The sequence below is a fragment of the Neomesorhizobium albiziae genome, assembly GCF_900114255.1.
GTDB classification, from domain to species: Bacteria; Pseudomonadota; Alphaproteobacteria; order Rhizobiales; family Rhizobiaceae; genus Neomesorhizobium; species Neomesorhizobium albiziae.
The window spans coordinates 1-11,468 of sequence record NZ_FOSL01000058.1 but is presented as its reverse complement, the minus strand read 5'-3'; the positions used below and the strand labels follow the sequence as shown (position 1 = coordinate 11,468).

Sequence of the window (11,468 nt, the reverse complement as noted above, 5' to 3'; positions counted from 1 at the left end):
GACGGGCCAATCAACGGCGAGTGCTTCCGCGCCTATGTCGAGCAGCAGCTCGTACCGGTGCTCAGGCCCGGCGACATCGTCGTGATGGACAATCTCGGCTCCCACAAGTCGGCAGCCGTCCGGCAAATGATCCGCGCCGCCGACGCCAGGCTTTGGTACCTGCCGCCCTACTCGCCAGACCTCAACCCGATCGAACAGGCTTTCGCCAAGATCAAGCATTGGATGCGCCTCGCACAGAAGCGAACCATTGAGGATACCTGGCGAGATGTCGGCAACCTCGCCGCAAACATCGAGCCCCACGAATGCTCCAACTACTTCGCAAACGCCGGATACGCTTCTGTCAAAACCTGAAATGCTCTAGCTTGGGCATGATGTCTTGAGAGGGCGGTCAGTCGATGAGAATTCTTGCAGCGACGCTTGCATTGGGAACCCTGCTGCCGGGTGCAGCGCAGGCATCGTCCATCCTGCAACTGGCGCCGAGCAGCGCCGACCCGTCCATCGTCAGGCTTGGGGCCTCCTCCGTTTCGCCGTCGATCATGACTGCCGGCACGGTCGATCCGGCGGCAGCCAAGTCGATCGTTGCGCTCGGCAACAGCGCACCCGGCATCGCCTACGAAAACGTCGCGGCAATCGGCGACGAACCAGAGAAATCCAGCCGCCGCCCGAACACTACTCCGATGGTCATTCGTGGCGGCATCGTCGGCGAAGCATTTGCCCGCGACACGGGGAGCGCGCCCTCGCCGGCGGCAGAGCCTTCAGCCGCCGCGCCGGCAACAGCGCCGACGCCGGTCGCCGCAAGCCCCGTCCAGCAGTCCGACGGCCCCGCCCCTACGGTCGAATAAGGGCAGCCCGCCGGGCAGCACCGCAGGGTTCAGCCGGCGATTTTCGAGAAGTCCGCCACCTGGCCGGTGGCCGCGCGGATGCGCGAAAGCAGCGCCAGGCGGTTCGCCCGCACGGCCGCATCTTCATCATTCACGAGAACGCGTTCAAAGAATGAATCAACGGGTTCACGCAATGCGCTAAGCGACAGCATGGCAGCGGAAAAGTCTTCATTTTGAATCGCTTGGCCGGCTTGCTTCTCAGCCTGATTCACCGCGGCGAAGAGGTTTTTCTCGGCCTCTTCCCGGAAAAGCGATGGCTCGACCGCATCGGCGATGGCCGTGCCCTTCTTTTCCTCGGCGGCCAGAATGTTGGCGGCGCGCTTGGTTCCAGCGAGCAGATTCCTGCCGTCCTCGCTCTCCAGGAATTTGCCCAGCGCCTCGACGCGCCGGACAATGGTGAGGAGATCGTCGTTCATTCCGCTCACGGCCGAGCGCTCGCTTTGCTCGCTGGCCTCCGCGGGGGCGGCCTGGCCGGCCGACGCCCGGTCAGGCTTGCGGCCTTCGGCCGTCGGCGATTGGCCAATCTCCCCCCTCGTGGGGGAGATGCCCGGCAGGGCAGAGGGGGGCAACGTAGAGCGCTTGTCCAACGATTGAGGGGTTGGCGGGACAGCGCCCCCCTCTGTCGACGGAGCCTGTCCTCGGGCCGGCTGGAGGCCGGACCCGGGGGCCGACATCTCCCCCTCAAGTGGGGAGATTGGCGTCGCGCCGCTTGCCAGCACGGCATCGATCAGGTCGTGCCGCGCACCCTGGTCGCGGAGGTAGACCTTCAGGCGGTCGTGGAAGAAGGAGAGGAGCGATTGAGCTAGGGCCCATGCCATCTCGGGTGTTTGTTCGGCAAAGGCCTCCTTGCCTGACTCCCCGACAAGCCTGTCGTAAACTTCCTGGCGATAGCCCGCGGTCGCCAATCCTCGAGCTGCCAAGGTGTCAACTGCTGCGAGAAGTGGCTCAGAGCCCTCCTTCTGGAACTTGATGTACAAGTCCAAGGTGGGGGACATAGTTGCCCGAAGTAGCGACAACGAAATACTATTCTCGACCAGAATCCTGATCACGCCCAGCGCCGCCCGGCGCAGCGCGAACGGATCCTTCGAGCCCGTTGGCTTCTCGTCGATGGCCCAGAAGCCGACCAGCGTGTCGAGCTTGTCGGCGAGCGCGACAGCAATCGACACCGGATCGGTCGGCACCCGATCGGACGGGCCCTGCGGCTTGTAGTGTTCCTCGATCGCGGCGGCGACACTGGCTCGTTCACCCTGCAGCGCGGCATATTTGCGCCCCATCGCGCCCTGCAATTCCGGAAACTCGCCGACCACTTCGGTCTGCAGATCGGCCTTGGCCAGCACGGCTGCGCGGCGGGCAAGTTGGGCGAGGTCACCCCCTCCGGCCCTTCGGGCCACCTCCCCCATCGAGGGGGAGGAGACCGGCGGGGCTGGCGCCCCTCCCTCCCCTCGATGGGGAGGGTCCGACCGCAGGTCGGGGGTGGGGTGAAATCCTTGACGCTCCAGAACGCCGGCAATCTCCTCCGCCAGTCGCGCGATGCGCTCCACGCGCTCTCCCTGCGTGCCCAGCTTGGCGTGGAAGGTGACGTTCAGATGATCGAGCCGCGCCATGCGCTGGTCGAGCGGCTTTGCGAGGTTAAGCCCGAACTTCTCGGCGGAGGGTTTCAGTTCGCCGAGGTCCGGCACGTCGCCCTGGTCGGTCTTCCAGAAATACAGCGCATCCGAAAGCCTCGCCCGCACCACCTTGCCGTTGCCGTGGGCGATCTCCCTGCCGCCGTCGCTCGCCTCGATGTTGGACACCAGCACGAAGCGGTTGGAGAGCGGTGGGTGGTTGATCTCCCCCCTGGTGGGGGAGATCGCCGGCTTGGTCACAAAACACTTCTGGTTGGCCCGGATCGTCAGGCGGATCACCTCGGCGGGAATCTGCAGGAAGTCCTCTTCGAACTCGCCCATCAGCACCACCGGCCATTCGACCAGTCCGGAGACCTCTTCCAGCAGGCCGTCATCCTCGACCAGTTCGAGCCCGCCAGCGAAAGCCATGTTGCGCGCGTCGGCGCGGATAATCTCCTTGCGGCGGTCGGCGTCGACGACAACCTTCGCCGCCTCCAGCTTCGCCGAATAGTCGTCGAAGCGGCGCACGGTGATGGCGCCCGGCGCGTGGAAACGGTGGCCGTAGGTGACATTGCCGGAGCGGATGCCGTCGACCTCGAAATCGACCACGACCGGCTCCTCGGTCTCCGGCCCGAAGCTGCAGACGATGGATTGCAGCGGCCGCACCCAGCGCAGCGAACCCGGCTTCGCCGAGGCCTTGCCCCAGCGCATCGACTTCGGCCACGGGAACGTGCGGATCACCTCGGGCACGAGTGCGGCGATAATCTCCTCGGCCGCCCTGCCCGGCTTCGAAATATGGGCGACGTAGAAATCGCCCTTCTTCGGGTCCGAGTGCACATGCGCCTTAGCGATATCGGAAAGGCCGGCCTTGCGCAGGAAGCCCTGTACCGCCTGTTCGGGGGCGGATGTCGACGGCCCCTTGATCTCCTCGCGCACGTCGCGCGAACGGGCGGTGACGCCGCGAATGTCGAGCGTCAGCCGGCGCGGCGTCCAGTATTCGCGCGCCGCCTCATAGGTCAGCCCTGCCTCGACGAGGCCGTCGGTCACCGCCTTCTTCAGGTCGCCCGCCGCCTTGCGCTGCATACGGGCGGGGATTTCTTCACTGCGAAGTTCAAGCAGAAGGTCGGGCATGTGGGGCTTCCCAGGGCAAAGCTACGGCGCGGGCAATAGCAAGCCGAGCCTCCGCTGTCACCCTTTCAGGCAGGTCCGGACGACTGGACAAAAAATTTTCTGCCGCATGTCGGGCCATCCCGCGTCCACCCGTCCTTTGTGCACAACCCGACGAACCGAACCGGACGCTGAAGCGACAGACGCTCCAGACGAAGGACTTTTGACTGGCGAACGACCATGAAGACGGCTTCCACCCTCCTCCAGATCCTGGCGCTCGCCGCCTGCTTCACCATCTATCTGTCGGGAAACGGCGGCGCGCAGCTGACGGGCGTGCGCCGCGCGATGCAGACCATGGCGGTATCCGTCAACCAGCCGGCAACACCGGCTCCGTCCGACGCTGTCGCGGCGGACGCCTGTTAAACCTCACGCAGCGAGGCCGCCGGCTTCCGTCTGCAAGAATGCCTCGCCGCAGGCCTTCGCCAGGTTGCGGACCCGCAGGATGTAGCGCGCCCGCTCCGTCGGCGAGATGACGCCGCGCGCGTCGAGCAGGTTGAAGGCGTGGCTGGCCTTGATGCACTGGTCGTAGGCCGGAAATACTATTTTGTGCATCGGCGCGTTGTCGCTGGGCTGCGGTGCGCCGGCCGCCAGCAGCGCCTGGCATTCGGCTTCCGCGTCCTCGAAGTGCCGAAGCAGCGTCGCCGTGTTGGCGTATTCGAAATTGTGCCTGGAATATTCCTGCTCGGCCTGCAGGAAGACGTCGCCATAGGTGACCTTCTCGTCGCCCTCGCGGCCATTGAAATTGAGGTCGTAGACGCTGTCGACGCCCTGCACATACATGGCGAGCCGCTCCAGCCCGTAGGTCAGTTCGCCCGAAACCGGCGCGCATTCGATGCCGCAGACCTGCTGGAAATAGGTGAACTGCGACACTTCCATGCCGTCGCACCAGCACTCCCAGCCGAGCCCCCAGGCGCCCAGCGTCGGGCTCTCCCAGTCGTCCTCGACGAAACGGATATCGTGCAGCAGCGGGTCGACGCCGATCGTCTTGAGCGAGCCGAGATAGAGCTCCTGCAGGTTTGGCGGATTCGGCTTCAGGATCACCTGGTACTGGTAGTAATGCTGCAGCCGGTTGGGGTTCTCGCCGTAGCGGCCGTCCTTCGGGCGGCGCGACGGCTGCACATAGGCGGCATTCCAGCCCTTAGGCCCGAGCGCCCTGAGCGTGGTGGCCGGATGGAACGTGCCGGCGCCGACTTCCATGTCGTAGGGTTGCAGCACCACGCAGCCATAGGCCGCCCAGTAATTGTGCAGCGTCAGGATCAGCCCCTGGAAGGAGCGCTTGGGATCCAGGATGGAAGGGGCGTCAGTCACGGGCGGGCCTCTGCGGTCGGAAACCGGGATGGCCCGTCCTAGTGGCAGCGGGAAAAACGGTCAAGCGCGGCGGTTACTTAGCGCTCAGTTCACCGGCTCCGGCAGCTTGAGTTCCTGGCCCGGCACGATGCGGCCGGGATCGCCCTGCAATTGCGGATTGAGGTTGAGTATCTCGATGTAGCGATTGCCGTTGCCCAGCTTGTCGGCGGCGATCGACCACAAGGACTGCCCTGGCTGCACCTTGTAGGCGGCGGGAATGATCGTCGCCGTCTCCGGTGCCGCGGGCGTCTCGGTCTCGGTTTTCTTGTCTGCGGCCGGAGCCTGCTGCTTCACTTCTGGTGCGGTCGGCGCCGGTGTGCCGAGTGCGGCCTTGGGTTCAAGCGGCGGCAGGCCTTCGGCAAGCTTCTTCTGCACGCTCGCCAGCACGTCCGGCTCGGGTTTCATGTCGCGCGCATGTGTCCACTGGAAGGTCGCCTCCAGCTGACGCCCGGCCCGCCAGTAGGCGTCGCCCAGGTGATCGTTGAGCACCGGATCGTCCGGCTTCAGCGAAACCGCGCGCTCCAGCTCGCGCACCGCGTCTTCGTATTTGCCCAGGCGGTAATACGCCCAGCCGAGCGAATCGACGATGTAGCCGTCGCTGGGCCGCAGATCGACGGCCTTCTGGATCATCTTCAGGCCTTCGTCGAGGTTGATGTTCATGTCGACCCACGAATAGCCGAGATAGTTCATCACCTGCGGCTGGTCGGGGAACAGTTCCAGCGCCTTGCGGAAGTTCGGCTCCGCCTTCGGCCACTGCTTCAGCCGCTCATTGGCGATACCGCGCTGATAGAAGATGTTCCAGTTTTCAGCGGTCGGGTTGGGCAGCCGCGCCACCGCCTTGTCGTAGAGATCGGCGGCCGAGCGATAGTCCTCCTTCGAGGCGTAGACCCCGCCGAGCGCCAGGTAGCCGCGCATGTCGTCGGGCGCCGCCTCGAGCAGCGCTTTCAGCTGGGTGATCGCCTGGTCATGCCGCTTCAGGTCGGCCAGGTTCAGTCCGCGCTGCAGCTCGGCGACCCGTTTCATCGACGAACCCTTGCTGATCTTGCCGTAGAGCGCGATTGCCTCTTCGGGTTGTTCCTGCTGTTCGGCGACCGAGGCTAGCTGCATCAGCACGATGTCGCTTTTGGGCTCCAGCGCCAGCGCATATTGCAGGTAGAGCCGCACGAACGCCTCGCCGCCGCCGCGGTTCAGCGCGGTGCCGAGGTTGAGGAAGATTTCGGTGGCGCCTTCGGTCGGGCCCTGCACCAGCGGTGGGATCGGCATGCCCTTGCGTATCTCGGTGCGCAGTTCGGCAACCGCCGGGCGGCCGACGGAAAACTCGTCGGACTTGTCCAGCACCTTAAGCGCTTCGTCCTTCTTGCCCTCGCGGGCGAGGAAGCCGGCGTAAGCTTCCGCCGCGCGCAGCCAGGTTTCCGGCGCAGCACTTCCGGCTGTGATGTCGTCGACAGTCGCCTTATAGGCCTTGTCCGCCTCGGCGTTCATGCCGGCGCCCTCGGCGATCAGCGCGCGGTGGTAGGCCACGAAAATCTTGTACCATTCCGGGCCGTCGAGCTTGTCGAGATGGGCGAGCGCATCCTTGGGGCTGCCGCCGCCCGTCTTCGCCCAGGCCGTCATCAGGCCGGTGATCAGCCGGTCGAGATCGGATTCCAGCGACAGCTTCAGCCAGTATTCGGCCTTGGTGTAGTCCTTCTTCTTGAAGCTATCGACCGCCAGCGCCAGCCGCGAAAAGCGCTCGACATCCGGCACTTCCTTCAGCTTGTCGGCATAAGGCAGCGCCTCGTCGAAGCGGCCCTGCGAGATCAGGCCGAGCATCAGGCTCTGCTGCAATTGCTGGTTTGTCGGGTCGAAGGACAGCGCGCGCTTGTAATAGGCGATGGCGCCGTTCAGATCGTTGTCGACCTCGGCGATGCGGGCAGCCAGGAACGCGCCGGAGAGGGAACCGATTTCCACCGGCTCGGCCGGGCTTTCCTTGGCAAAGGCAGGCTGGTTGGCAAGCGCGAAGCCCGCGACGGCGAGGCCGGCAAGCCAGTTTCTGCTGTTGAGCGGCATTATTTCCCTTCCCGCCGTGAATAGTCGGTCCGCAAAGCGGACTCAGGACGGCCAATGATCAGGCAAAGCATGGCCTTTTTGGGGTCGCCATTCAACCGGACCGTGCTCATAATACAGTTACCGGCCCTTTGACGCCAACCCGCTTTTTAGACCGAGTGGGCTCAGGGCTTGTCTTTCCCAGCCTGCGGTGGAGACCTTTTTCAAAATTCGCCCTGACGAGGCATATGGCGTGGTTTTCGAGAACCGGAGCGCAGCGGACATTCAAGTCCGTGAGCACCGGAAGCGCAGAAAATCGCGCCAGAGGCCCGTCGGGGTAGAATTTTCAAAAAGGTCTCAGGCGACGCGGCTGATGCAGAAATCGATCACCTCGATCAGCGCGGCCTTCTGCGGCGTCGCCTTCAGCGGCGCCAGCGCGTCGCGGGCGATCTCGCCGAAATGGCGGGCGCGGCCGATCGTGTCGGCAATCGCCGCATGGCGCGTCAACAGGCCGATGGCCTTTTCCAGCTGCGCATCGTCGCTTTGATTGTCCTCGATCGCCTTCTTCCAGAACTCGCGTTCGGCCGCGGTGCCGCGGCGATAGGCCAGGATCACCGGCAGCGTGACCTTGCCTTCGCGGAAGTCGTCGCCGACGTTCTTGCCCAGATCAGCCGAGGAGCCGCCATAGTCCAGCGCATCGTCGATAAGCTGGAAGGCAAGGCCGAGGTTCATGCCATAGGAGCGAAGCGCGGCACGATCCGTGCGGGTAGCGCCGGCGATCACCGGCCCCACTTCGGCGGCGGCTGAAAACAGCGCGGCGGTCTTGGCCTTGATCACGGCGAAATGCTCGTCCTCGGTGGTTTCGAGGTTTTTGGCGGCGGCAAGCTGCATCACCTCGCCCTCGGCGATGATCGAGGCGGCGGTGGACAGGATGTCCAGCGCGTCGAGCGAGCCGACATCGACCATCATACGGAAGGCCTGGCCGAGCAGGAAGTCGCCGACCAGCACGCTCGCCTGGTTGCCCCAGATCATGCGCGCCGTCTTCTTGCCGCGGCGCATGCCGCTTTCGTCGACCACGTCGTCGTGCAGCAGCGTGGCGGTGTGCATGAACTCGACCGAGGTGGCGAGTTTCACATGGCCGTCGCCGGAATAGCCGAACATCTGGGCGGCGGCGAGCGTCACCATGGGGCGCAGGCGCTTGCCACCCGAAGAGATCAGGTGGTTGGCGATCTCGGGGATCATCTGGACGTCCGAGCCTGCCTTGGACAGGATCAGCTCGTTGACACGGCTCATGTCGGCCGCCGTCAGATCGACCAGATCCTTGATCGACGCGGCCGGCCGCTTCCCGTCTTCGAGGTTGAGAACGACGCCCACTTGCGAACTCCCGTCTTGAACACGCCTGCGGCGTACTCCTGTCCTATCGGGGATTCTAGCCGTGTGGCAAGACCGGGCAAGCGGCGAATTGGCGCGGCGCCGGCTTGGTGCGGGGCCATGGCTTCTTTTCGGTTGGCCTGTTACCGCTTTGGAGCATGATCCCGAAAAGTGGAAACCGGTTTTCGAATAAGATCATGCTCCAGCAAAGAGATAGAGCCCCATTCCGATCCAATCGGAATGGAACAGGCTCTGGCCACAAACATCATCGGTGCCATGACCAACGACCTCGACAGCCGCCTCGAATTCACCATCGCACTCGCCCGCCGCGCCGGCGAACTCGGCATGACGTTCTTTCGCGAGATCGACAAGCTGACGATCGAGAGCAAGGGGCACCAGGACCTGGTGTCCAATGGCGACCGCGAGGTCGAGCTGTTCGTGCGTGCTTCACTCGCCAAGGAATACCCGCAAGATGGCATCGTCGGCGAGGAACATGCGCCGGTCAAGGGAACTTCCGGCTACACCTGGGTGATCGACCCGATCGACGGCACCGCCAACTTCGTGCGCGGCATCCCCGCCTGGGCGGTCGTGATCGCCTGCGTCAAGGACAACACCACCGTCGTCGGCGTCGTTCACGAGCCGTCGTCCGGCGAGACCTTTTACGCCCGCCGCGGTGGCGGAGCCTTCGTCAACGGCCGGCCGCTCAAGGCGTCCGGCGCCGCCAGCATCAGCGAAGGTTCGATCGGCGTCGGCTTCAACAACCGCACCAACGCGCGCCAGATCGTGCCGCTGGTCGCCTCCATCGTCGACGACGGCGGCGTTTTCTTCCGCAATGCATCGGGCGCGCTGATGCTGGCTTATGTCGCCGCCGGCCGGCTGATCGGCTACAGCGAAGAACACATGAACGCCTGGGATTGCCTCGCCGCCATGCTGATGATCGAGGAGGCCGGCGGCATCGTCGAGCCGTTCAACCGCGGCAACGTCATCGAGAACGGCACCATCGCCATCGCCGGCGGCAAAGGCGTGTTCGGCAAGATCCGCGACATGTCGGCCTCCGCGTACGGCTTGTCAGCGGAAGGCGCAGTTGGGTCTGGCTGATCACACCTGCAGGTCACCCGGCACCGCGCTATCAGGCGCGTTTGTGGACCACCCCGGTCCCTGAATGGCGGACCATGTTGAACTGTCCGTAGCTGTCGTTGAGGTCCAGTGGGACTGCTCCTTTCGCCTGGGTCGACGCGCTGCCGATCTCGGCGATATCGAACTCGATGCCGGCCGGAAAATCGATCCGGACCCGGTGCTCGTCACCGGTCGCCGGGCTGATGATGGGACGACCGGTCGACTCGAGAACGCCCGAAATTGAGACTCTTGCGGTGCGCCCCTCTATATCGACCTCGAATTCGAACAGCTTGAAGAGAGGCTCATGAACGGTGCTCGACATGGCGTGGAAAACCCACCAGTGGGTCTTGGCTTCCTCGGTCTCGCCGCCATGAAGCACGGTGATCAGCGCCTGGCGCTGCTGCTCGTCTGCGTTCTGGTCGATGATGGCCTGCATAGATCCGTTGCCTTCAAAGACCGCACCGGGCCACGCATAGGTAAGGGCATAGCAAAGACCATCGAGCTGAACTTCGCCGAAATGGCCGCGTTCGATCCGGCCAACTTCGAAGCCCCGGCAGTGCCCCTGGGTAGGGCGTAGTTCGAATTGGCAGGGGCAATTGTAGTCGCAATTACAATTGCCGAAGGTCGTCGCCTCGATCGACCAGTCAATCGCCATCGTATCCTCCGACAAGTACGATCGCTCCGGCAATGGCGAGGAGCGCTCCCACCGCCCGGGAAAGCCAATGACCGGCCGGCACCGTTTTCTCGAACAGCACATAGACAGCCAGACCCGCGATCCACAAGACGTTCATGATCCCGCCGAAGAACAGAAGCGCCATCAGGAACCAGCAACAGCCAAGGCAATAGGCGCCGTGAGCAAGGCCCATTCGCCAAGCGCCGGCGGCCCCGGGTCGCCAATATTCAGTCAGGAACGCAACCGGTCCGCGACACCGCCGAAGGCAGGCCTGCTTAACCGGCGTCAACTGATAGAGGCCCGCCGCCAGCAGGAGCGATCCGCCGAGCACGGCGTCGGTTACCGTCATCGCCACAAGGAGGCCGGCCGCCTCCAGCGCCCATTGCAGGCCGGTGGCGACAAGACTGAAGGCTCCCCAGACCACCAGGTAGGCGGTGAGGAAAATTCCGGTTGGGACAATGGGAGCGCTCGTCTGCAGCTGTTTGCGGCTGATCGCCGCGAAGAGCAGAATCGTCGGTGCCGCGCCTGGCACCATCATGGCAATCATCATGATCCACCACATGAGGATCATGAGCATGACGTGGGATAGCGTCCATGCCATTGGCATCGGCATCGTATGGCTTTGAGAATTCGCCATTCCCATGCCGGGCTCGACTGGAGGCATCGTAGCCCCGGCATAAGTGTACGCCCAAGCCACTCCCGCCACGAGCAACAACGACACGATCGTAATATGGCGGTCGCGGCGCAGAACGAGTTCCAGGTTGGTGCGGGCCACGGGAGCCCCCTGATCGCAATGATTTCAACGCTACCAGAAAACGGCGCATCCACAAACACCGGAGACGGTCCTGGTTGTAGCGAGCGCAAGGGCTTTCCAGCGAAAAACGACCAACGCAAACAGAACTCGACAAACGGGATAGCTGTGCCCGCCAACGGCTGTTTCTGATCGATACCGTTGAAGAAGTCGGCTTCTGGTGACGGGTTGGGTCTGACGATCTTTACGCGCAACGAGCCGCAACCGGTCTTATGCCGGTTTCAGCGCCGGCATCGGGATCAGCTTTGCGAGTTTGCGGAGGTTCTGGGCTGCGGCGGCGAGATGGAATTCGTCTTTTGCGCCATTCGGTCCGCGCAAGCGCAAGCGGTCCAGTCTCAAGATGCGCTTGAGGTGTGCAAACAGCATCTCGACCTTCTTACGTTGTCGGCGGGAGACGACGTAGGCGTCGGTCGTTGCAATATTCCGGGCCATGTCGCGGGCGCCTTCGTGGATGGAGCGCAGGATTTTGCGGG

General features: G+C 64.0%; 11 protein-coding genes. 4 read left to right on the top strand and 7 right to left on the bottom strand.

Annotation, left to right across the window (positions count from 1 at the left end; translation table 11 throughout):
- On the top strand, positions 1-351 hold a 351-nt coding region (locus F3H98_RS30120), incomplete at its 5' end, for a transposase (protein WP_149764608.1).
- A gap of 44 nt (positions 352-395) precedes the next feature.
- On the top strand, positions 396-842 hold the full coding sequence (locus tag F3H98_RS30115; protein ID WP_149764605.1) for a hypothetical protein: 447 nt from the start codon (positions 396-398) through the stop codon (positions 840-842).
- 29 nt (positions 843-871) lie between these two features.
- Here F3H98_RS30115 and glyS read toward each other — a convergent pair whose 3' ends face one another.
- Positions 872-3,616 carry a glycine--tRNA ligase subunit beta gene (gene glyS, locus F3H98_RS30110; RefSeq protein WP_149764603.1) on the bottom strand — a complete coding sequence of 915 codons (2,745 nt, stop codon included), beginning with the start codon at positions 3,614-3,616 and terminating at the stop codon, positions 872-874.
- A 216-nt stretch (positions 3,617-3,832) separates the two neighbouring features.
- Between glyS and F3H98_RS30105 the strand changes: the two genes are divergently transcribed.
- Entirely contained in the window at positions 3,833-4,015 is a 183-nt protein-coding gene (locus F3H98_RS30105) for a hypothetical protein (protein WP_149764601.1), read from the top strand.
- A 3-nt stretch (positions 4,016-4,018) separates the two neighbouring features.
- Here the strand turns inward: F3H98_RS30105 and F3H98_RS30100 are convergent, their stop codons facing one another.
- The 3 genes from F3H98_RS30100 to F3H98_RS30090 all read right to left on the bottom strand — a co-directional run bounded on the left by F3H98_RS30100 (position 4,019) and on the right by F3H98_RS30090 (position 8,398).
- A complete protein-coding gene (locus F3H98_RS30100; RefSeq protein WP_149764599.1) occupies positions 4,019-4,960 on the bottom strand; it encodes a glycine--tRNA ligase subunit alpha in 942 nt (313 codons plus the stop codon).
- An 84-nt stretch (positions 4,961-5,044) separates the two neighbouring features.
- Complete coding sequence (locus F3H98_RS30095) at positions 5,045-7,048, bottom strand: tetratricopeptide repeat protein (RefSeq protein WP_149764597.1); 2,004 nt, start codon at positions 7,046-7,048, stop codon at positions 5,045-5,047.
- 333 nt (positions 7,049-7,381) lie between these two features.
- On the bottom strand, positions 7,382-8,398 hold the full coding sequence (locus F3H98_RS30090) for a polyprenyl synthetase family protein (RefSeq protein ID WP_149764595.1): 1,017 nt from the start codon (positions 8,396-8,398) through the stop codon (positions 7,382-7,384).
- 237 nt (positions 8,399-8,635) lie between these two features.
- On the opposite strand from F3H98_RS30090, the gene F3H98_RS30085 reads away from it, so the two are divergent.
- Positions 8,636-9,493: an inositol monophosphatase family protein gene (locus F3H98_RS30085; RefSeq protein ID WP_342211648.1), complete on the top strand. Its 858-nt coding sequence runs from the start codon at positions 8,636-8,638 to the stop codon at positions 9,491-9,493.
- A 31-nt stretch (positions 9,494-9,524) separates the two neighbouring features.
- Here the strand turns inward: F3H98_RS30085 and F3H98_RS30080 are convergent, their stop codons facing one another.
- The 3 genes from F3H98_RS30080 to F3H98_RS30070 all read right to left on the bottom strand — a co-directional run.
- Positions 9,525-10,166, bottom strand: coding sequence for a DUF1326 domain-containing protein (locus F3H98_RS30080; RefSeq protein WP_149764593.1), 642 nt, complete (start codon positions 10,164-10,166; stop codon positions 9,525-9,527).
- Entirely contained in the window at positions 10,156-10,959 is an 804-nt protein-coding gene (locus F3H98_RS30075; protein WP_149764591.1) for a DUF2182 domain-containing protein, read from the bottom strand. The genes F3H98_RS30080 and F3H98_RS30075 overlap by 11 nt, the downstream gene beginning before the upstream one ends.
- Positions 10,960-11,205: 246 nt before the next feature.
- On the bottom strand, positions 11,206-11,468 hold a 263-nt coding region (locus tag F3H98_RS30070), incomplete at its 5' end, for a transposase (RefSeq protein WP_149764589.1).

Bases quoted from the DNA above. Each gene is read 5' to 3' on its own strand.
- F3H98_RS30115 (WP_149764605.1), top strand. From the start codon at position 396: ATGAGAATTCTTGCAGCGACGCTTGCATTGGGAACCCTGCTGCCGGGT.
- glyS (WP_149764603.1), bottom strand. From the start codon at position 3,616: ATGCCCGACCTTCTGCTTGAACTTCGCAGTGAAGAAATCCCCGCCCGT.
- F3H98_RS30105 (WP_149764601.1), top strand. From the start codon at position 3,833: ATGAAGACGGCTTCCACCCTCCTCCAGATCCTGGCGCTCGCCGCCTGC.
- F3H98_RS30095 (WP_149764597.1), bottom strand. From the start codon at position 7,048: ATGCCGCTCAACAGCAGAAACTGGCTTGCCGGCCTCGCCGTCGCGGGC.
- F3H98_RS30085 (WP_342211648.1), top strand. From the start codon at position 8,636: ATGGAACAGGCTCTGGCCACAAACATCATCGGTGCCATGACCAACGAC.
- F3H98_RS30080 (WP_149764593.1), bottom strand. From the start codon at position 10,166: ATGGCGATTGACTGGTCGATCGAGGCGACGACCTTCGGCAATTGTAAT.